At 31.4% G+C, this 21,533-nt stretch carries 18 protein-coding genes; 6 read left to right on the top strand and 12 right to left on the bottom strand.

The features are described 5' to 3' along the window. The 4 genes from Q0807_RS12015 to Q0807_RS12000 form a co-directional block, all read right to left on the bottom strand. Positions 1–1,390: PorP/SprF family type IX secretion system membrane protein (locus Q0807_RS12015; protein WP_299110218.1), on the bottom strand; the 1,390-nt coding region annotated here is incomplete at its 3' end. A 1-nt stretch (position 1,391) separates the two neighbouring features. Beyond that, on the bottom strand, positions 1,392–2,858 hold the full coding sequence (locus Q0807_RS12010; RefSeq protein ID WP_299110216.1) for a gliding motility-associated C-terminal domain-containing protein: 1,467 nt from the start codon (positions 2,856–2,858) through the stop codon (positions 1,392–1,394). A gap of 44 nt (positions 2,859–2,902) precedes the next feature. Continuing rightward, complete coding sequence (locus Q0807_RS12005) at positions 2,903–4,216, bottom strand: hypothetical protein (RefSeq protein ID WP_299110214.1); 1,314 nt, start codon at positions 4,214–4,216, stop codon at positions 2,903–2,905. A gap of 261 nt (positions 4,217–4,477) precedes the next feature. Beyond that, positions 4,478–4,879 carry a hypothetical protein gene (locus tag Q0807_RS12000; RefSeq protein ID WP_367180250.1) on the bottom strand — a complete coding sequence of 134 codons (402 nt, stop codon included), beginning with the start codon at positions 4,877–4,879 and terminating at the stop codon, positions 4,478–4,480. A gap of 689 nt (positions 4,880–5,568) precedes the next feature. On the opposite strand from Q0807_RS12000, the gene Q0807_RS11995 reads away from it, so the two are divergent. Next, positions 5,569–6,153: a hypothetical protein gene (locus tag Q0807_RS11995; protein ID WP_299110210.1), complete on the top strand. Its 585-nt coding sequence runs from the start codon at positions 5,569–5,571 to the stop codon at positions 6,151–6,153. Positions 6,154–6,383: 230 nt separating this feature from the next. Then, positions 6,384–8,117 carry a patatin-like phospholipase family protein gene (locus Q0807_RS11990; RefSeq protein ID WP_299110208.1) on the top strand — a complete coding sequence of 578 codons (1,734 nt, stop codon included), beginning with the start codon at positions 6,384–6,386 and terminating at the stop codon, positions 8,115–8,117. A 7-nt stretch (positions 8,118–8,124) separates the two neighbouring features. Here the strand turns inward: Q0807_RS11990 and Q0807_RS11985 are convergent, their stop codons facing one another. The 3 genes from Q0807_RS11985 to pta form a co-directional block, all read right to left on the bottom strand. Beyond that, the gene (locus tag Q0807_RS11985; protein ID WP_299110206.1) at positions 8,125–8,724 is read right to left on the bottom strand and encodes a CDP-alcohol phosphatidyltransferase family protein; all 600 of its coding nucleotides are present in this window, start codon (positions 8,722–8,724) and stop codon (positions 8,125–8,127) included. Positions 8,725–8,975: 251 nt separating this feature from the next. After that, positions 8,976–10,160, bottom strand: coding sequence for an acetate/propionate family kinase (locus tag Q0807_RS11980; RefSeq protein ID WP_299110204.1), 1,185 nt, complete (start codon positions 10,158–10,160; stop codon positions 8,976–8,978). Between the two features lie 10 nt (positions 10,161–10,170). Continuing rightward, entirely contained in the window at positions 10,171–12,279 is a 2,109-nt protein-coding gene (gene pta / locus Q0807_RS11975; protein WP_299110203.1) for a phosphate acetyltransferase, read from the bottom strand. 253 nt (positions 12,280–12,532) lie between these two features. Between pta and Q0807_RS11970 the strand changes: the two genes are divergently transcribed. Continuing rightward, a complete protein-coding gene (locus tag Q0807_RS11970) occupies positions 12,533–12,775 on the top strand; it encodes a cold-shock protein (protein WP_299110201.1) in 243 nt (80 codons plus the stop codon). A gap of 70 nt (positions 12,776–12,845) precedes the next feature. Here Q0807_RS11970 and Q0807_RS11965 read toward each other — a convergent pair whose 3' ends face one another. From Q0807_RS11965 to Q0807_RS11945, 5 genes are all read right to left on the bottom strand, one after another. Beyond that, entirely contained in the window at positions 12,846–14,066 is a 1,221-nt protein-coding gene (locus Q0807_RS11965) for an alginate lyase family protein (protein WP_299110199.1), read from the bottom strand. 92 nt (positions 14,067–14,158) lie between these two features. Further along, positions 14,159–15,496, bottom strand: coding sequence for an exonuclease domain-containing protein (locus Q0807_RS11960; RefSeq protein WP_299110197.1), 1,338 nt, complete (start codon positions 15,494–15,496; stop codon positions 14,159–14,161). Between the two features lie 109 nt (positions 15,497–15,605). Beyond that, the gene (locus tag Q0807_RS11955) at positions 15,606–16,346 is read right to left on the bottom strand and encodes an acyl-CoA desaturase (protein ID WP_299110195.1); all 741 of its coding nucleotides are present in this window, start codon (positions 16,344–16,346) and stop codon (positions 15,606–15,608) included. Positions 16,347–16,412: 66 nt separating this feature from the next. After that, complete coding sequence (locus tag Q0807_RS11950) at positions 16,413–16,985, bottom strand: Crp/Fnr family transcriptional regulator (protein WP_299110193.1); 573 nt, start codon at positions 16,983–16,985, stop codon at positions 16,413–16,415. Between the two features lie 166 nt (positions 16,986–17,151). Then, positions 17,152–17,673, bottom strand: a complete 522-nt coding sequence (locus tag Q0807_RS11945; protein WP_299110191.1) for a 5'(3')-deoxyribonucleotidase — start codon at positions 17,671–17,673, stop codon at positions 17,152–17,154. Between the two features lie 181 nt (positions 17,674–17,854). Between Q0807_RS11945 and Q0807_RS11940 the strand changes: the two genes are divergently transcribed. From Q0807_RS11940 to fabD, 3 genes are all read left to right on the top strand, one after another. Next, the gene (locus Q0807_RS11940; protein ID WP_299110189.1) at positions 17,855–19,198 is read left to right on the top strand and encodes a DEAD/DEAH box helicase; all 1,344 of its coding nucleotides are present in this window, start codon (positions 17,855–17,857) and stop codon (positions 19,196–19,198) included. A 1-nt stretch (position 19,199) separates the two neighbouring features. Next, positions 19,200–20,516 (top strand): DEAD/DEAH box helicase, encoded by a 1,317-nt coding sequence (locus Q0807_RS11935; protein WP_299110187.1) that lies wholly within the window; start codon positions 19,200–19,202, stop codon positions 20,514–20,516. Between the two features lie 137 nt (positions 20,517–20,653). After that, the gene (gene fabD / locus Q0807_RS11930; protein ID WP_299110185.1) at positions 20,654–21,529 is read left to right on the top strand and encodes an ACP S-malonyltransferase; all 876 of its coding nucleotides are present in this window, start codon (positions 20,654–20,656) and stop codon (positions 21,527–21,529) included. The last annotated feature ends 4 nt before the right edge of the window (positions 21,530–21,533 follow it).

Genomic DNA, 21,533 nt, shown 5'->3' with positions numbered 1-21,533 from the left:
GTTCTGCAACTATTTTAGCTTGCGCATCAGCTTCTTCTTTAGCTTTTTGTTCTGCGACTAGTTTGGCTTGCGCATCAGCTTCTACTTTAGCTTTTTGTTCTGCAACTATTTTAGCTTGTGCATCAGCTTCTTCTTTAGCCTTAGCTCTTTGTTGAGCAGCAATGGCTTCTCTTTTTTCTACTATTGCTTGAGCTTTTTTGTCTGCTTCAATTTGTTCAATTTTTGCTTGCTCAATTTGTTGCTGTTTTAACTTTTGTTCTTCTAAGTCTTGTATTGCTTTTTTCTTAGCAAGTGCTTCTGCTTTAGATTCTATTTCAGCAGCTTCTTTTTCTATCGCTTTTTGTTCTGAAGCTAATTTAGCATTTGCTTCTTTTTTAGCTTTAACTTCCTTTGCTTTAGATTTTACTATACGACGTTTTTTATTGTCATTAGATAGAATACCTGTTAAATCATCTTGTGGACTATAGTCGTAATAATTATTGTTCTCAAATCTATATGCAATAGTGAAGTCGTGAGAATTACCAAGGTCTCCAAGTTTACCAATTGCGTTTTCATAATTATATTCTAAGGCAATATTTTTAGTAATATTTAGTCCTATACCAGCAGAAACTCCATAAACAGAATTATAACCACCTTGAAACCAAAACCCCTTAGGAACGGTTATCATTGCTAAAGCAGAAACAATTGTTTTGTCTTCATATATATCAGCTTTTAAAAGACCTGTAAATTTACTTTCATCAAAAAAACCTCTACTATCCATGTAGCCAGTATACATAATATGCGTTTCTAGGCTTTGTTCTGGATTAACATCTATAACTGAAGAAGTTTGGAAATTATACATTACCAAATTATTAAAAGACAACCCAAAATCTAGATACTCTGTACCAAAGTTAATACCAGGATTGATAGTCAATAACGTGTTTTCTGGAACATTTTGTAAAGAAGGGTCATCAAAATTTGTAACTACATCTCCTGTGTTAATACCACTTTTATAAGCACCTACATTTAAACCAAATGTAAGATTGTTAACACTACCGATTCTCGCGTTATAAGCAAAGTTTAATAGACCACCAAAAGTTGTTAAAACACCATAGTTTTGTTGAAAAACTCCAATTCCGGCACCAATATTTTCTCCAAATCTACCAGAGAAACTTCCAAAGTAGGTGAGTGGTGCATTTTCAAATTGTGCCCATTCTCTTTTGTTATTAAAACTAATGTATTTTGATTGTTCTCTAACAAAACTAAAAGTTGGATTGATATTAATTCTGTTAAACGTTAATGAATTTCTGGCAGGTATATTAAGTGAAACGACACCATCACTATCTTCTTCTTGCGCATAGAAAGCCTGCACAAAACAGATACATAATATAAAGAGTAGAAGTCTTTTCATTTTATTTTACTACAGTTATTGATCCTTTTTTTGTTTTATTGTCTTCTGTTGTAATGACGTAGTAATAAACTTGATTAACACTACTAAGGTTTAAATCAACTTCTGGCCAATTATTTTGGTACGAAACAGTTTTTAAAACTACATTACCTTTATTGTCCATTATTAGCACTTCTGTATTGGCATCATTAGTATGGTATATCTGTGGAATGATCCAAGTATCATTTATACCATCACCATTTGGGCTTATTACATTAGGAATTTTTTCTACATCTGGGAAAAAATTCACTGACTCTTCAACTGTGAAATTATACTCAACGGTTACTAAACACCCTGTTGTTTCGGATACAGTAGCTGTATAATCGCCAAATTCCTCAGCTTCAAAAGTAGCTGCTGTTGCTCCAGGAATTAAAACACCGTCTAAATACCAAGAGTATTCAGGAGCTTGTGCATTGTCTGTTATAGTTACTTCAATAGGATAGCCTTCTAATGTTTCAACAACGTCATCAACATCTATACTGCTTTCAAATGATTCACTAACTAACTCTATTGAACCAGAAGCTGAACAATCACCTAAATCTACCTGAACAGTAAATGTTCCAGATTCATTAGTTTGAAGCATCTGAGAGGTAGCACCTTCAATTGAATTTCCATCTTTAAACCATTGGTAAGAATTTCCTACAAATGTACTTAGTGTTGTAGTTCCTTGGCCAGGACAATATGGATTACCTAAACTTGAAACTATTGTAGCATTTGCTACACCAGAAGTGACTTCAGAAATTGTAACACGATTAGAAAAGGAGTCTGATGTACAGCTTCCATAATTTGTTCGTGCAAAATAAGTTCCATCAGTAGTTACATCTAAAGTTGGTCCATCTGCAACAAATACAAAGGTTGTAGGACTCGTTTCTTTATACCATTTGAATGTAAGGTTAGGATATAATAAAGGAGAATCATTATTACCAGTACCAGGATTATCGATACTTAATAAGTAACTTCCTCCTGTACAAAAAGCACCTGTTGATACTAAATGATTAATACTAAAAGGAGAATCTTGTGGCTTATAATAAGCCGCAAATGAAACTGAACTAGAGCTTGTTGCTACTGGAGCACTACTTGTAATTCTTATTTTATAATTTTCGCCAGCTGCTGTTTCTGGTATTGGGAAATTTAAAGTTGCAGGCGACGTGGTTATTGAACCAGGTGTTGATGAATAAATTACAACTGCATTAGTAAAATCACCATCAGAATCTGACATTTCTATAGAAAACTTATTTGAAGGATACAAACCAGCTTCTGGTGAAAAAATAAAAGTTGTACTAAAACTATTAAAACTCTCATTTGCACAAGCCTGACTAAAACCAAGATTTGGTGTGCCAATTACTATTTGTGCATTTAAACTTTGTTGCAGCATAGTTGCAAAAAGACAAAGTCCAAAAAATAGACGTTTTAGGTTAGTAGGTGTAAGCATTTAGTTTGGGATTGTATTTTTTTTGTATAGGAATGGATTAAATTTTAATTATCATCATCTGAATTATCGTTAGAAGCAATAATTTTATTAATTCTTAATCTAAAATCTGGGTATCTACTATTATTAGAGTCAATGAATGTTTCAGAGTCAGGACCTTTAGAGTAAACATTGTTAAATGCTCTGCTACCATACCAGCTTTCTAAATCGTCATTATTAGTATAGTCTTTTCTGAAAATATTACCTTGACAATTATTAAAATATGAATTTGTGAACTTTATCTTATCAAGATTTTTACTATTGATTGCTATCCTAGCATCGAAATAAACTGCAGGTTTAAATCCTGATATTACACTTTTATCAATATGAAATGATACATCAGTTCCTAAGTAAATTGCTTCTTGTACTAAACCAACTTTTATGTCAGATTCTAAATCATTACTTACATTAACTAGAGTAAGATTCTCAGCACGTACATAGGTTTCTTTTTTATCGGTATCTGCGTTTTCCTTTATATCATAAGATTTAACATACATACATCTTGAACCGTCAGCACTAGAAACGTATGGAGATCTAATTGCTAAAGAGTTATTAATACTGCATTGTGCTCCATAATTAAAATTATAGTCATTTTTACTAGATCTAAAAGATACAGTATGTGATAGGTCTACATTACCACCTAAGATATTAAATGAGTTTCCTTCGCAATAACTAACCATTACATTTTTTATAATAGTTTTTAATCCTATAGCAGCAAGTGTAAGTCCACTGTAGTTACCAAAAGACTTTGTTTTTTTACCAGCGTATTCTATTCTTACATATTCCATGTTACCAGAATCACTTTCAACTATATCACCACCATAACTGATGTTTTCTGTAGAAGAAGGGTTTAATCCATAATTTACTGAGCTAACATTTCCAAATGTATTTATAGGTGCATCACCAAGAATAAAAATTCCGCCCCAATCACCAGATTTTTTGTCTGTTCTACTAGATGTAAATACTATAGGGTCGAGAATGGTGCCTTTGGCTTCTAATTTAGAACCTCTACTGATTGTTAAAGATCCATTGGTTTCGTAATCACCTAAAATTACTGTACCAGGTTCAATAGTTAATGTAGCGTTGTTCATTACATAAACTTCACCTAGTAATAAATAAATGTTTCTTTTTGTTAAGGTTGTATTTTCATCAATATCTCCAGAGAGAATTTGAGTAGCTTCATCGTAGTTAGCCTTATTAGGTTTAAAATCCGTCCAAGTGTCTAACCAGTTATCGTAACCAGTTATTCCTTTTTCTTGCTGAGCATTTATATTGCAAAGCACAAAAAGAATGAGAAATAAAGTGAGAGTATTTTTTTTCATAATAGGTTAATTCTTTTAATAGATATTTAAGGGACATTTTACTATTAGGTCAAAACTAACAATAAATTCCATGAAACACAAATAATATCGATGAAATACACTAATTAATTACTTTTGTCACGTAATTCTTACTAATAAGTACTTTTAAAAGGGTTTTTATGTGTTTTAAAAACAAGATGTTATAACAAATTAGAAATAGGGTATAAAAAAACCTTGACTTAAAAAAGACAAGGTTTAAAACACTATAATAAATAAAACTAACTAATCTTTTTTAAAGTCTTCATATGTATGTAATGCTTTCAATGTTGATTCGTAAAACAAAATTGCAGCTATTAAATCTGTAGTATCGGAGTATGGTAGTATCGATTTTTGAAATTCTATCGTACTTTCAAAATAAGTATCTGAAGCTTCTATATTTTCTTCTAAAGCTTTTTTATTGTCTTTTGTTTCAGGTATCCCTAAAGATGCCATCGTTACACCTGGCTTAGTTGCAAAGGCAATATTTGGTAATATATTTACAATTACTTCAATACGCTCTATGTATAAGGTCAGTAATTGCCCCTTATCCATACCTTCTAAGTCTTCACGACTATGGTATTTTGAGATATTTACTTTGCCGCTAATGATGCTTTGAGACTCTTTGTTTTTTTGAGCAAAACTCATAGTCATCATCAGTAAAAAAAAGGCACTGAATAAAGTAAATTTTAGTTTCATAATTATGCTTTTATGTTATTCTTAGTGAGACAAATCTATACAATTATTTAAAAAAAACAATTAAAATACTCATTTTTTTACAAAATATTTATCGATTAAATAACAAAATAATTGGTTAAAGTGTTGTTTTTGTTGACAAAAAGCAAATAACACCGACGAAATACATTTGTCTGTTGAATTCTGATTTTGGTCGTGTTTTATTAGTTTTAAGTGAAAAAACAACTTAATTTTTAATTCCTAAAATGGAATTCTACTTCAATAATGTGTTGTTTTTTCAACTCAAGAAAGTATCTATTCTTGGCTTAAATTTTAATGAAATTATGACTAATATTTGCTTGAGCTGTATTAAAATAATAGTACATAAATAAGAAGATTTGATTTAAGAAAACAGCAACAGGTTCAGGGACTATTATATATCTAGTCTAAATGCTAGTTTAAAGAGATATATTAATTGAATTAAATACAATTTTTAAGCTAATCATCTAAATCAAAGCATAATTAAATAATAAAAGTTGGGTACTTCGTCGGAGTTATAAGTTTTCAATTTCTGTTTATCGTATAAATATCACATTGATAAGATTTTTATTGAAATAGTAATAAAAAGTGTGAATTTTGATGCAACCGTAATACATATTCTTATGAAAACGACATTTTCTTTATTTTCTTTAATTTGCCTTATAAGTGTTAGTAGTTTTATTTCTGCTCAAACTTCTAATATGGAACTTCCTATTTATGATAAAGAAGATCTTAATTTAAGAAATGTAGATACAATTCCGGATTTTGAGTCTAAAATAAATAAACTAAAAATTTCTGGTGTTATATATAAGAGTGATGGTGTTACACCAGCAAAAGATGTTATCTTATATGTACAACAGCCAGATGAAAATGGTGATTTCGAATTAATAGAAGAGAATGATAAACGTTATGTAAATCATAGAGGTTGGGTAAAGACAGATGCTGATGGTCGTTATACGTTTTATACATTTGTACCAGGAGGAGACAGAAGATATAATCAATTGCAACAATTATACCCTATTGTAAAGGAACCTTCTAAGGATGCTTACGAAGTAGAAACATTTCTTTTTGATGAAGATCCTCTACTTACAAAAACATGTAGAAAAAGAATGGCAAAAAAAGGAGATCCAACAAGAATATTAAAGTTAATCACAGAAGAAGGAATGCTTGTTGCACAACGCGATATTGTTTTAAAAGCAGATTATTAAACAATAAAACATATATTATCTCATATTATTAAGGTCCTGAATATAATTCAGGACTTTTTTATGTCTAAGATTTAGTTTGTTTCTTTAGATGTGTTTTAACTAAAGCATAGCAATTTATGATTCCGTTTTTTAAAAATACAAATGGTTTTAATCTAAGACTTAGATTAAATCAAGGCTTTCCAAAAGATTAGTTCTATATTTATTTACTTATTTTGAAAAACGAATAAATAATGAGTAAACAAACTTTTCATTTAGGACTTTCATTAGCAGGAGCAGTTTCTGCAGGTGCTTACACAGCTGGTTTTGTAGATTATCTTCTAGAAGCATTATCAGAGTGGGAAAAGGCAAAAGAAGAACAAGCAGACAATAAGAGCAGTAATATTCCGAACCATGATGTAATTATTGATGCCATTGGAGGTGCTTCTGCTGGTGGAATGGTTGGCATGATTGCAACTTTGGCAATGTATTCAGGCAATTGGAAACCTGTAAAGAAAGTCTCTAACACAAAAACTGGTAATATTCTATATGACAGTTGGGTGTTTTTAGATGATGACTTAAATCTTTATGACAAAACAAAAAGTGGGAAATCTACTTTTGAAAAAATGCTCGACACTTCAGATATTCATCCTGAAGTTGGTGCGACATCGCTTTTAAACTCTAATCCTATTGATGCAATTGCCGAACGTGTTTTCAATGAATTGTCAACAGATGCAAGTTTAGACAATTTTCCTAAATTTATGTCTAAAGATTTACGCTTGCTAATTACTTTAACGAGTCTTAGACCATTAGATTATAAAGTAAAGTTAAGTAGAATTAAATCTAAGTTTTTAGATGCAACACCTGCTCACAGAGTAAGTAGCCATGATATTGTGGCACATTTTAAGCTTAATTATGATGAGTTGAAAGATAAAAATCAATACTTACCATTTCATCCTAAAAACTTAAAATCGAAGGATTTTTTAATTAAAGTGACTAAGGCAACAGGTGCATTTCCTATTGGTTTAAAACCAAGATATTTTGATAACGAATTTACTACGAGTTATTTAAATAATAGTTTAACAGTTAGAAAATCGTTAGTAGAAGAAAAAGATGTTTTTATTGAACCAGAAGTCAGTCCAAACTTTCAGTTTACTGCTATTGATGGTGGTACAATTAATAACGAACCGTTTGATGAGGTTTTACGTCATCTTATTAATAAGCATGGTGAACCAAACTCTGAGAATCCAAAATTCGGGACTGTTTTAATAGATCCATTTCCTAGTTTTTTTGATGCTGAGTCTGTAGACAGTATTAATTATAGAGTATCTAGTATTATGGGCATTTTAGGTGCTCTTGTACCGACGATTCTTAATCAAGCCAGAAATAAACAAAATGATACCTATGGTGTTGGTTTGTTTAAATTAATGTCTTTTCCCAGGAAATTGAAGTCAGGAAAAATGGAAGTAAGAGAGCATCCTCCTTTGGCGACTGGTGCTTTAGAAGGTTTTGGTGGTTTCTTAGATATTAAATTTAGACAACATGATTTCTTTTTAGGAAGAGACAACGCTCGCAATTTTTTAAGAGGTATTTTATTTTTAGAATGCGATAAGGATGATCCTAATAACTTATTCTATGGTGTAAGTGACGAAGCTATAGATGCGTTTAAGAAAAATGTAGAACAAAAGGATGGTAGTGTAAAGGTGTATATGCCAATTATTCCTGATTTGAGTAAAATTGATGGTGATACCAACCCTACAAAATATGAAGTTGAAGATTTTCCAAAATTTGATTCAAAAGCTTTTAAAAATTTAAAAAAACCTATAAAAAATAGGATAAAGGCTATCTTAAAAGCCGAATTAAAAGGAAGAGTAAAAACCTGGTGGTTAAAGCCTTTAGTTTCACTTTTTAAGGGACTCATTGCTTCTAAAATTACCAATTGGGTAATTGTACAAGTCGAAGCAGATTTTAAACATCGTAAAATGTAAAACTTATTTATCCGTTTAAATATTCATTTCGTTTAAAATCAATTCCTTTTCTAATTAAATAAGCATGATATGCACTGGGAATATCATGTGTCCATTTCGGTAAGATTAGAGTAATTAGTATTCTGTCTATATGAGAGATTAATCCCATAATTATAGCCATTGCAAACGGAATGCCAGCGTGATTAAACCCAATTAACGAGGTAAACGCAATTAATAGAGTAATTCCCCAAAGTTTTGAAAGAAAAGCATGTGTACAAGTTTCTTTTTTAAACTTAATTAAACTAATGACGTAACACGCAATTTCCATGATTAGGATTGTCCAAATTACAATTGAATTATCGGCTATTAATTTGGGATAGAGTATCCAAGTAGAAAAACCGATAGACAACCAAAATATCATATCAGTTTGACTATCCATTCGTCTTAATTTAGGTGAAGATATATTTTGTTTTCGTGCAATTATCCCATCTAGTATATCAGAGATCAATCCTAAATACATTAAAATAACGATTATTGTTTTAGAAGTTTCTCCTATAAAATAAGCTAAAGCTAAAATTATTGGTGCTAAAATTAATCGTAATAAAATTAATGATATTGGTATATTCATTTTTTTTAGTTTAAAACACTCAATTTCAAGTTTCTAAAGTCAATATAGTATAAGTTTCTGGTAAATATGTTGTTTTAAATCTTAATTGCTATACCTATCTTTAAAACAAGTTATTAAATGAAACATAAAGTAATTGATTTTTTAAAATCGCTAAAAAGAAACATTTAATAATCTGCTAATATAAATATAAAAGCTCCAGAGAATTTCTGGAGCTTTTATGAGTGAATTTAATATTATAGAAAATGAAGTCTTTAATTCACCAACCCATAAGCTTGTTTTGCAATTTCTAATTCTTCATTTGTAGGAATTACTAAAATTTTAGTTTTAGCATCTACAGTGTTGATTTCTCGTAATTCTTTAGATCTTAAATTATTTTTAATCGAATCTAATTTAATTCCAAAATAATCCATGTCTACACAAACTTTCTCTCTTATATAGTTAGAGTTTTCACCAATACCAGCAGTAAATACAATAGCATCTAAACCGTTCATTGCAGCCGTGTAAGCACCAATGTATTTTTTTATTCGGTAAGCATTCATTATTAAAGCTAATTTACAATCTTCATTTCCTTTTACAGCTTCTGCTTCAATATCTCTTAAATCACTATAACCGGTAAGACCATACATACCACTTTCTTTAGTTAAGATTCTATTTACTTTGTCTAAATCATACCCTAAACTGTTTACTAAATAAAATACAATAGCATGATCAATATCACCACTTCGTGTTCCCATTATTAAACCATTAGAAGGCGTAAATCCAAGATTGTGGTCTATACTTTTTCCATTCTCAACAGCCGTCATACTGCAACCATTACCTAAATGAATGGTAATAATTTTAGACGTTTCTAGGTTTAAATAATTGATTGCCTTTTCAGTAACATATTTATGACTTGTACCATGAAAGCCATAAACTTGAATGCCATGATCTTTGTATAAGTAATTAGGGATAGCATACTTTTTAGCCTTTTCTGGTAAGGTTTGAAAAAATGCAGTATCAAAAATAGCCGCTTGCTTTGCATTAGGGAAAAGCTGCTCTGCTACTTTAATTCCTTCTAGATTATTAGGATTATGTAAAGGTGCTAAAGCTGAAAATTCATTAATCTTCTCTTTTACATCTTTAGTAATTAATGTGGTATTAGAAAACGAATTTCCACCATGTACAACCCGATGACCAACAATTGCAATTTCGTCCGTATTTTGTATAACCCCTTTTTCTGGATCTAATAATAAATCTACAACTCGTTTTAGACCGTCATTATGATCTGCAATGTGATGTATTTCTTTGGTATCTACTTTATCTGTTTCGTAATTAAGAATAGCATCTTTTTGACCGATACGTTCTACCAAACCACTACAAATTAATGTTTCGGATGGCATTTGTATTAATTGAAATTTTATGGAAGAACTCCCAGAGTTGATTACTAATATGTTCATAAACTTTATTTTAAAAATCTTGTGCTTGAATAACGGTTACAATTACGGTATTAAAAATATCGTCTGTTGTACAACCTCTACTTAAATCATTAACAGGTTTGTTAAGTCCTTGTATTATTGGTCCTATAGCTAAGGCTTTGGTTTCTCGTTGTACGGCCTTATACGTGTTGTTACCTGTATTTAAATCAGGGAAGATAAAGACGTTTGCTTGACCAGCAACTTCAGAATTTGGTAATTTAGTTTTACCAACATTCATATCTACTGCTGCATCGTATTGTATTGGACCTTCTACTTTTAAATCTGGACGTTTAGACTTTATTAGTGCAGTTGCTGCTCTTACTTTTTCTACATCTTCACCAACACCTGATGTGCCAGAAGAGTAGGAGAGCATTGCTATTTTTGGCTCTATACCAAAAGCAATACTTGTTTTTGCAGATGAAATTGCAATTTCAGATAACTGCTCTGCAGTTGGGTTTGGATTAATAGCACAATCACCATAAACGGATACACGATCTTCTAAACACATAAAGAATACAGAAGAAACAATTGAAGTCTCAGGTTTTGTTTTTATAAATTGAAGTGCTGGTCTAATAGTATGTTGGGTTGTATGTACTGCACCAGACACCATCCCATCTGCATCACCTTTATGCACCATCATAGTTCCGAAATAAGAAACATCTTCCATTAAATCTTGAGCCATTGCTAGATTTACATTTTTGTGCTTACGTAATTCATATAATGTTTCTGAGTACGACTCAAATAGAGGAGATTCAATTGGGTTTATGATATTTACCAAGCTTAAATCTAAGTCTAAATCGAGGTTTAAAAGTTTTTCTTCAATTTCTTTTTTATCACCAAGTAAGGTGATTTCAACGGCATCTAAATCTACAAGTTGTTTTGTCGCTCTTAATACACGCTCGTCTAAACCTTCTGGTAAAACAATATGTTTCTTATTAGATTTAGCTTCTTTTAATAAGTTATACTGAAACATTCTTGGCGTTACACCTTTAGTTTCAAACGTAATTAAACGTTCAACCAAATCATCTACTTTAATATGTTTTTCAAATTCTTGAATTGAAGTTAAAATCTTCTCTGTGTTCTCAGCATAAATTTGAGATTTAATTTCACCTATTTGGTTGGTTACAGAATATGTTCCTCTTGGTGCTGAAATAATTGGTACAATATCAGAAAGTCCTTCAATAAGTTTAATTATAGAATCTTCTGGTGTTAAACCACCTGTGAGGACAATACCAGAAACAGAAGGGTAATTTTCAGAAAGATTTGCTTGTAAAGCACCTAAAATAATATCTGCTCTGTCACCAGGTGTAATAACTAATGCATTTTCTTTTAAATGCGTTAAGTAATTACGGAGTTGCATAGCACCTACACTAAAATTACCAGCTTGATTGTTAATATAAGCTTCTCCAAATAGTACTGAGGCATCTAAAGCATCTACAATTTCTTTAATAGAAGGATTAGATAATTTAGGATTAGCAGGAATTGCATTTGCTATAACATTTGCAGGTAATACTTTCTCTAATTCGGAAACTGCTAATTCTAGCTTTTGAGGTTCTACTTTATTTGCTATAACAGAAAGTACTTCAACACCTTTGTCTCTAAAAGTATCGTAAGCCATGTAAAGATTGCTAACAAGCTCTTCCATGGTTTTACCCTTTGCACTTGCTAAAATAATAGCTGGTACACCTAAGTTTTTGGCGATTAAAACGTTAATATCAAATTCTATAATAGCACCTTCACCAACAAAACTACTACCTTCCACTAAAATAAAATCGAAACGTTCTTCTATAGATTTAAACTTATCTATAATAGTACCTATAATTTCGTCGTCCTTATTCTCGTTTTTCTTTTTTATGACCTCACTTCTTTTAAAAGCATAAGCATCTTCAAATTTTAAATCGAGATTAAAATAACTTATTACTGTATTTATATGATTATCTATTTCACCAGGAGCTAAATCATCTATAATAGGTCTGAAGTAGCCTACTTTCGCAGCTTTACCTAATAATAATTGCATTAATCCTAAAGAAATAATTGATTTTCCGCTATTGGGTTCCGTAGTCGTTATGTAAACGGCTTTGTTAGTTAGTTTTTGGTTCATATTTTAAATTGAAACTATAAATTGTATTCGTTTTGTAAAAATAAAAGAACAAAATTAAGGATTAGAATATGTTAATAAGTTGATTTTTATCATGTATTTGGAATAATTACGAGCTGTTTTTAACATAATTACTACAATTAATGTACTAATGCCAAAGTAAAATCTAAGGATACTTAGTAGATACGTTTGGTAGGACAAAAACAAAATGTAAATTTGTACCTCCAAACGAATTACAAATTAATGGCAGTTTAAAATGATAGTACAATTTTTTAAGAATTTATTTAAAGGCAATAAAGCTAGCGAAGTAAAGCAAGGAACAGTAAAATTTTTCAATTATAGCAAAGGTTTCGGCTTTATAAGCATAAATGATACTGACGACGAAATCTTTGTGCATACCACAAACTGTGTAGACAAAATTAAGCAACACAATAAAGTAACTTTTCAGATTGAAGAAGGGAAAAAAGGCCCAACTGCTGTTAATGTGAAGTTAGCTTAGTCTAATTTATTGGATTTATTCTATATTATTTATTGAGATTTAAAGTTTTGTCTTTCCCTAAATTAAGGAATTACAGAAATAACCAGTATTCAAACAATACTTGGTTTGGTTTCTTTTGCTCACTATCCTTTAAGATTGTCGTTAGAATATCTTTATAGTCTTCATAATTTTCATTTTTAGAAGCTATTGAAAGTATAGGGATTAGTCCTGTATAGTCAATAGCTTTTAAAGTATTATGATGCCATGTTTGTCCATTAATAACAGGTGTTAAATAGTCGATAGCTAGAGTTAAACTCTTTTTATTTTCAGATTTGTAGTGCCACATATCTATACCAATTTTACCTCCAATTACAGCTATGTTGGTTAAGGCTTGTAAATTAAAGCAACTATAGAAAAACGATCGTGATCGTGCGAGCTCATGCGTTTGTCTTCCCTTTTCATCTAGCATTTGGTCTAAGCTTTTTTGAGCTAATTCAATAGTGCTTTTTACTAAGTCAGTTTTTCCTAAATAATAAGCCAAAGAAGCAACTTGAAATTTATACCAAGAGCCGTGATTATTCTTTTGATGACTTCCTTTTATACCTAATTCGCTTTCTGTTAACCATACTAAATAATCAGACAACCAAGTATTCATTTTTGTTTGGTGATTATCGTCCCAATGCTCAGAAGTTGATAATAATTGAACTGCATCTGGTATAAACATCGTTATAGAGCGACCATCTAAAATACCTGAAGGCCGACGATTTGGATTTCCTGGGACACTTTGCGCAAATTCTAAATGCGGATTCATTAAGGTTTCAGGGTTTATAAACCAAGTCTCAATTCTACTGATTGCTTTTTCTGCATAGATTTCGTCTTCTGTGAAATAGTAAGCTAAACTCAATATCCAAGTGCCTCGTCCCATTGCGCCAAATCTTGGTCTATCTACAGCATCGGTTTGTGTTTCCGGATTCGTTTTTCCGTCGTGTCTTACCCAAGGTAATCCGTCCTTTGTATCAGGATTTGGCCACCAATATCGACTAATACTTAAGTAATCATGTTTATTGCCTGTTGGTGGTAATATGGTTTTATCCGTTACTGTTGGATTCTTTCTTGTAAGCAATTTGTCAGCATCCTTTATCAGTTTTTTATAAGCAATTAAGGTCTGCGCAGAAGCAGTACCATTTTCAATTTTCATTTTAGCATTAGCCAAACTTGCGGAGTCTAAACGTATAAATGAATTTGAAAACACACTAGTACTTATTAAACACAGTAGTATAATAAAGTATGTGGTTTTATTTTTTTTTATCATTTGAAATATTAAATTTTTATTCGCTTGTCCACACTAATTTATAAAAGAAAAAATATTAGAATTTATGTCTAAATTCTATTTTAAGCTCAAAGCTATCTGCTCATCAAAACAGGACGTAAAATCTTCTGAATATCTACACTGTTTTTTTGAGGAATAAGGAACGTATTTAAATCATCTATATGATTAATCTGCTCGTGTTTGCCAATAAATCCGTAGCCTAAATATTCACCATCTTTTATCATAACAAAGGCTTCTTCGTCCTCATTTCTGCCTTTTTCTTTTAAAACCACATCGTCTTTTTGATTAGACATGTCGTGTATTGCTTCTAAAACTCTATTGTTATAACTTTCTACAGATTCTTCATCTCTGCAAATTCCATTGCAATTTTTAATGTTGTAATGTGAACATTCCGAAACAGCCTCTTGTAAATGACAATATTTAGGGCATAAATTAAATTTTCCGCAAATTTTCTCTAAATAAGAACGAACGTCTCTCACATTAAATAAAGTAATGATTGGACTAGGTACTAATTTTGTTTTATTACTCGCCAAATGCAGTATACCTTTTCTGTCTTCGTAAGAAAAAATAGAAAACGATTGAATAGCACGTTTAGCAACCTTATTGTATATAGGGAAATGATGCTTAATTGCTGCATCTTCCATAAGTAAGGCAACCAGTTCACTTCCAGATGATTCAAAATCAACATCACCTGTTTCTCTTACCATTTCTAAAGACTTTTTAGTCTTGCTATAAAAATGACTGAGAACACGTTTTTTTATATTAATAGCTTTACCGACATAAATAACCTTGCCTTTTTTATTCTTAAAATAATAAATACCAGCTGTGGTTGGTAAGGCTTCAAATTTTTCTTTCAGAAGGTTAGGAGGTAAAGTAGATTCTCTAGAATTCTTGTTTAAAAATTCTTTAAAAACGTTTTCTGAATTGGGTTGTTGTAAGAGTAATTCAAACAAAATTACAGTAGCTTCGGCATCACCTTTTGCTCTGTGTCTATCGACTAAATTAATATCTAAAGCTTTGCAAATCTTTCCTAAACTGTAAGAACGATGACCAGGAATTAAACGCCTAGATAACCTAACGGTACACAGTTTTTTCCTTGTAAATTCTTGTCCGATGCGTTTAAACTCACCTTGAATCACATTGTAATCAAAGTTAACATTGTGTGCTACAAATATGGTGTCTTCTGTAATTTTTAAGATATCCTGTGCAACTTCTGCAAAGGTTGGTGCATCTGCCACCATATCAGAATCTATACCTGTTAATGCTGTAATGTGTTGCGGAATAAAGGCTTCAGGATTAATTAAAGATGTAAACTCGTCAATAACTTGATGTCCATCAAATTTAAAAACAGAAATCTCGGTCATGCGATTACTCTGTCCTGTGGTTTCAACATCAATAATAGTGTACATCATTCTTAGTCCTTTAGTTTTTTATCTTAACATTATAACCTAATGTAAGATGTTTTAAAGTAACTGCAAGATAATGCCTTTTAATGGGAATTTGAAATAGAGATTTAGCCAGTTACGGTTTCACTTTTATTGGTTTCAATCTAATAACACCAAAAGCATTTAGCAATTTAATAATTAGATAAGTCACATCAATTTCGTACCATTTTACACCAAAATTAGCTCTACTTGCAAATTTATGATGGTTATTATGGTAGCCTTCACCCATCATTAAAAAATCGAAACGGAAGAGGTTTTTACTAGTGTTTTTCATTTTAAAATTGACATATCCATAAATATGTCCGAACCAATTAATAATAACACCATGGATTGGAGCCATTAAAAAGGCGATAGGCAGTAATAGCCATTGCCACCAAGACGTCACAAAAATGGCAAAGAACAATACATATCCTGATATCCATAATACTCTAGAGATACGAGAACTAGCAAAGGCATCAAAGCTTTTCCATTGTGGTACATTTTTGGTAAAACGAGGATCTACGGTTATACGTTGCTTATTAATATCTTGATAAATGGTTTTAGTTTTCCACATCATTGCAAAAAGATTAGCATCATAAGATGGAGAGTGTGGATCTTGTTCTGTGTCTGTGTAAGCATGATGCATACGATGCATTACGCCATAACCATAAGCACTTAAGTAACTAGAACCTTGAAAAATCCATGTTAAAACAAAAGTTATACGCTCCATAGCTTTAGACATTGTAAAAACCTGGTGTGCAGCATAACGATGTAAAAAAAACGACTGAAAGAATAAACCTCCATACCAAAGTATTGCTACAAAAATTACTATAACCATAAAATATTTTTTGGTAAAGATAATTTGAAGTGAAGTAGCAAACAATGAACCTAAATCAATAAAACGCTATACCAAACGTTTACGAATACGACTTAAAGCTTGTGGTGTAACGCCAATATAAGAACTTACATATTTTAACGGAATGACCTTTAATACTTCAGGTCGTTCTTTAAATAGTTTAACGTAACGCTCTTCTGCAGTGAGATTTAGTAAATTTTGCTCGCGTTTAGATTTAATTAAAAACAAACGTTCTGCAGTTAATCTACCAATAAGATTACCGATTTGTGTGGTTTTATAAACATCTTGTAAGTCGTCATAACTGATACTTAGAAGTGTTGTTTTTGTTAAGGCTTGTAATTGATAAGCAGATGGTGTTTGTGTTAAAAAAGAATCGTAGGCACTAATAAATTGGTTTTTAAAGCTAAAGCCAAAGGTGATTTCTTTATCCGGATTTTCCTTTGGGATAAATAAACGCACTACACCAGATTCTATAAAAGATATATGCTCTTCAATTTGGTTGCGTTCTAAAAATACTGTCTTCTTTGGGATAACACGACGTTTTAATTTAGACATAAAGAATTCCCAGTCTGCATCAGAAATGGCTGCTATTTGGTCTAAGTACGCTTTAATTTGTAGCACAAGTATTGAAAATATATATTGAAACGCAAAGATACATATTCTTCATAGTTTCATTGCGTATTTAAACCATACAATAGGTTCTAGAAAATGGTTCTAGGAATTTAAGATTACTTAAGCAATCTGCATTACGGAAGGTGTTACTTATTATTTTTAGATTTTGATGTTTCTAGAGTAAAATTTTTGCAATTTCTTCCCAAGTAGCTACTCTAGTAAAACCTGTGTCATTAACGTTATGAGGCGAATTAAAAAGTAACGTATCACCTTTAAAATCCTTTAAATTATAGGTTCTGTCATCTATAAGTAAATCACCATTTAATATAAATTTATCACCACACATTATTTGATGTTGCCATGTAATAAAAGGCATATGTTCTGCTAGCCATTCACTTTTTTCAATTAATGAATTCGGAAATTGGGTAGCAGCTGTTGCAATGTAAACGTCATGCTTATTATAAAGTGCTTCCATAACTGGTATAGCATCTTTTATAGGTTCTAAATCTCTAAAAAAGCCTGGTTGTAGTGCATGCTGCCTAATACTTAGATGATGCTCTTCTGGTACATTTTGCCACATTTCACCAGAAGAAATCTGATTAATGTTTAATTCTTGTTGGTGTTCTTTATTATATAATTCTATGTGTTTACCGTAAGTGTCGGCCAACACATCGTCCATATCTACAAATATTGTCATGCTATTCCTTTTTAGCGAAGTTCAAGATAAATGCGTAAAAAGACAAACCAATAACTGTTATTTAATGTTAAATTAATCTGAAGGTTTTATTCTATCTTTTTAGATATTATTTAAGTGGAATGAATCCGAATAAAACCATTTCCCAAGAGCAGTATCCTTACCTTTGCAAAAATTATTTTTTATGTCCAAGCATTTTTCCGAATTAGGAATCAACGAAAACAGTTTAAAAAAATTAGCAGAATTAAAGATTTCTGTACCTACAGATATTCAGCAAAAAGCAATTCCTGTTATATTAAATAAAAAAGAAGATGTCGTCGCATTAGCTAAAACAGGTACAGGTAAAACAGCTGCTTTCGGATTGCCATTATTACAATTAATTGATGTTAATGATGAAAAAGTACAAGCTGTAATCTTAGCACCAACACGCGAATTAGGTCAACAAATATACGCTAATTTACTTTCATTTTCTAAGTATAATACTGAGGTTTCTATTGCAGCAACTTTTGGAGGTATTCCTATAAAACCGCAAATAGAACGTTTAAAGGAAACTACTCAAATTATAGTGGCAACACCAGGTCGATTGGTCGATTTAGTGAGTCGTGGAGCTGTAAATTTAAAAGAATTAAAATATTTAGTTTTAGATGAAGCTGATGAAATGGTAAGCGCTCTAAAAACTGATTTAGACCTTATTATCAAAGGTATTCCTAAAAAGAGACGAACATTTTTATTTACTGCAACGTTATCTGGAGCCATTAAACAATTGGTTCAGAATTATATGTCTAAGCATGTGGTTCAAGTAGAAGCAGATATGTCAACTGTTGGTCATCAAGGAATAGATCATCAATTTGTTGTTGTAGAACCAATTGAAAAGTTGGCTGTTTTACTCCATTTCTTAAATTCTAAGGAAGGACAACGTGGTATAATATTTTGTAAAACGAAAGCAGCAGTGAACAAGCTTGCTAAAAATTTAGCGATTAACAAGTTCTCTTCTGGAGCGCTTCATGGAAGTTTATCTCAAGGTATTCGTGATCGTATAATGGGACAATTTAGAGAAGGACATATTTCTATTTTAGTCGCAACGGATTTAGCAGCTCGTGGTATTGATGTAAAAGATATTTCTTATGTGGTGAATTACCATTTACCAGATACTTATGATGCTTATGTACATAGAAGTGGACGAACAGCTAGAGCAGGAGCAAAGGGCTTATCTCTAACGGTTTTACAACAAGAAGAAGTGATTGATATTGCCGATTTTGAAGATGAATTAGGCATTACATTTCACGAATTCAAAAAAGCAGATGCCCAAAGTATCGAAGAAAACAATGCACTTTTATGGGCTAAAAAAGTGTTTAAAATGAAGCCAAATCGTGAGGTTTCAGAAGATTTTAAATCGAAAATAAAAACCATCTTTCATCATTTAACGAAAGAAGAGCTAGTGGATAAAATTCTAGCTAACTATTTAGTAGAAACACAAAGCAACACATTAAAATCTGAAGCATCAAAGCCGAAGAAAAAGAAGAAATAATATGGCAAATAACATAAAAGCACAACAAGATATTCTTGAAAAACTAAATATCTACGCGCTAAATTCTATGCAAGAATCTGCCATAGAATCTATTGAAAAAAACGTAAATACCATATTATTATCTCCAACAGGCACAGGGAAAACTTTAGCTTTTTTATTACCATTGTTAGAAGCTTTAGATCCAACAATTGAAGAAGAAGTACAAGCTTTAATCATTGTACCATCACGTGAATTAGCTATTCAAATTGAAACGGTTATTAGAAATATGGGTTCTGGTTATAAAGCCAATGCTATTTATGGAGGACGCGCTATTTCTAAGGATAAAATTGAATTAAAACACACACCTGCTATTTTAATCGGTACGCCAGGACGTTTAGCTGATCATTTTGAACAAGCGCGTTTTACAACCAAATACATTAAAACTTTAGTGATTGACGAGTTTGATATTTCAATTGAAGTTGGTGCAGGTGGTGAGATGAAATTTATAATGGGTTATTTAGCAAATGTCAACAAGCGCATTTTAACATCTGCTACAGAAGGTGCTTCAATTCCTGCATATTTAAAAATGAGTGGTGCTAAAACTTTAAACTTCTTAAAGGACAAAGCAAGCCCTAAATTGACTATTAAAACCGTAATATCTCCTTCTGCTAACAAGCATAATACGTTGGTAGATTTATTAGCACATTTAGGAAACGAACCAGGAATTGTATTTTGTAATAAAAAAGAACGGCTCGAAGATTTAAGTCGATTTTTAGATAAGAAAAATATAGCACATACATGTTTTCATGGTGGTATGGAGCAACGTGATCGGGAGCGTGCTTTAATAAAACTTAGAAATGGAAGTGTAACAATTTTGGTTGCTAGCGATTTAGCAGCAAGAGGAATTGATATACCAGAAATGAGTTACATTATTCATTACGAACTGCCACAAGCCATACAAGAATATACACATAGAAATGGTAGAACAGCCAGAGTAAACGCTAAAGGAACAGCTTATCTTATAAAAGGAGCTGGAGAAGTATTTCCAGAGTTTGTGGAAAAATCTAAAATTCAGACGCTATCTAAAACAGGCGAAATTAAACCACCTTTCTGGACAACGTTATTTATTTCTGGAGGTAGAAAAGATAAAATATCTAAAGGTGATATTGCAGGATTGTTCTTTAAACAAGGACATATTACCAAAGACCAATTAGGTGTTATAGAATTGAAGCAAGATTGTGCTTTTGTTGCAGTACCTATTAGTATTGCAGATGATATGGTTGAAAAACTGAATAATGTGCGCTTAAAACGAAAGAAGGTTAGAGTTATGGAAATCTAATTAGTGAGAAAACAATATCATCTTTATTTATTGCTCATCAACCTATTATTTTGGAAATCAATTGTATATTTAGTTAATTGTTAATTCAGTCTATGGATGGCATTAAATTTATATTTTCAAAATAATCTACTTTAATTATGCACGCATATTTATTTCCAGGTCAAGGAACTCAATTTCCAGGTATGGGAAAACAGTTGTATGATGATTCTAAATTGGCCCAAAATTACTTTAATAGAGCCAATGCTATTTTAGGGTTTTCTATTACTGATGTGATGTTTAATGGTTCTGCTAAAGATTTAAAACAAACGCAATTTTGTCAACCAGCAATTTTTTTACACTCTTATATTCTATCTAAAACCTTAGGTAAAGCATTTAAGCCAAGTATGGTTGCAGGTCATTCATTAGGTGAAATATCTGCTTTGGCAGCTATTAATGCTTTGGATTTTGAATCAGGTTTAAACCTTATAGCCAAACGAGCCATTGCAATGCAAAAAGTGTGCGATGATGAAAATGCTGGTATGACGGTTGTTGTGGGTTTATATGATGTTATTGTAAAAGATATTTGTGATCAAATAGATGGTATTGTTGTGCCTGCCAATTACAACGCCTTGCATCAAGTAGTGATTTCTGGAGAAATGAAAGCACTTAAAGAAGCTTCCGAAAAATTAAAACCCGGAGCAGTAAGAGTGTTAAACTTACCAGTTAATGGTGCATTTCATTCACCATTAATGACACCCATTATTGAAGAAATTACTTTGGCTGTAGAAAGCACAAAATTCATTACACCGATTTGTCCTATTTATCAGAATATTAAAGGACGACCTACAACTAATATTGAATTAATTAAATCTAACTTAATTGATCAATTAACACATCCTGTGATGTGGCGACACACTATTTTACATATGATTGAGGATGGTGCAACCGAATTTACAGAAATTGGTCCTGGTAATTTTTTAAGTGGATTGGTACATCAAATAGATAATAAAGTAAAAACGTATAGAGTATCTTGATGAT

The sequence above is a fragment of the uncultured Winogradskyella sp. genome (assembly GCF_947495255.1).
Taxonomy (GTDB): domain Bacteria; phylum Bacteroidota; class Bacteroidia; order Flavobacteriales; family Flavobacteriaceae; genus Winogradskyella.
Note: the sequence above shows the minus strand (reverse complement) of the source record. Positions and strands in the feature narration are given on the sequence as shown.

Bases quoted from the DNA above. Each gene is read 5' to 3' on its own strand.
- pta (WP_299110203.1), bottom strand. From the start codon at position 12,279: ATGAACCAAAAACTAACTAACAAAGCCGTTTACATAACGACTACGGAA.
- Q0807_RS11995 (WP_299110210.1), top strand. From the start codon at position 5,569: ATGAAAACGACATTTTCTTTATTTTCTTTAATTTGCCTTATAAGTGTT.
- Q0807_RS11955 (WP_299110195.1), bottom strand. From the start codon at position 16,346: ATGGTTATAGTAATTTTTGTAGCAATACTTTGGTATGGAGGTTTATTC.
- Q0807_RS12010 (WP_299110216.1), bottom strand. From the start codon at position 2,858: ATGCTTACACCTACTAACCTAAAACGTCTATTTTTTGGACTTTGTCTT.
- Q0807_RS11965 (WP_299110199.1), bottom strand. From the start codon at position 14,066: ATGATAAAAAAAAATAAAACCACATACTTTATTATACTACTGTGTTTA.
- Q0807_RS11935 (WP_299110187.1), top strand. From the start codon at position 19,200: ATGGCAAATAACATAAAAGCACAACAAGATATTCTTGAAAAACTAAAT.
- Q0807_RS11980 (WP_299110204.1), bottom strand. From the start codon at position 10,160: ATGAACATATTAGTAATCAACTCTGGGAGTTCTTCCATAAAATTTCAA.
- Q0807_RS11985 (WP_299110206.1), bottom strand. From the start codon at position 8,724: ATGAATATACCAATATCATTAATTTTATTACGATTAATTTTAGCACCA.
- Q0807_RS11990 (WP_299110208.1), top strand. From the start codon at position 6,384: ATGAGTAAACAAACTTTTCATTTAGGACTTTCATTAGCAGGAGCAGTT.
- fabD (WP_299110185.1), top strand. From the start codon at position 20,654: ATGCACGCATATTTATTTCCAGGTCAAGGAACTCAATTTCCAGGTATG.
- Q0807_RS11940 (WP_299110189.1), top strand. From the start codon at position 17,855: ATGTCCAAGCATTTTTCCGAATTAGGAATCAACGAAAACAGTTTAAAA.
- Q0807_RS12005 (WP_299110214.1), bottom strand. From the start codon at position 4,216: ATGAAAAAAAATACTCTCACTTTATTTCTCATTCTTTTTGTGCTTTGC.
- Q0807_RS12000 (WP_367180250.1), bottom strand. From the start codon at position 4,879: ATGAGTTTTGCTCAAAAAAACAAAGAGTCTCAAAGCATCATTAGCGGC.
- Q0807_RS11960 (WP_299110197.1), bottom strand. From the start codon at position 15,496: ATGATGTACACTATTATTGATGTTGAAACCACAGGACAGAGTAATCGC.
- Q0807_RS11945 (WP_299110191.1), bottom strand. From the start codon at position 17,673: ATGACAATATTTGTAGATATGGACGATGTGTTGGCCGACACTTACGGT.
- Q0807_RS11970 (WP_299110201.1), top strand. From the start codon at position 12,533: ATGATAGTACAATTTTTTAAGAATTTATTTAAAGGCAATAAAGCTAGC.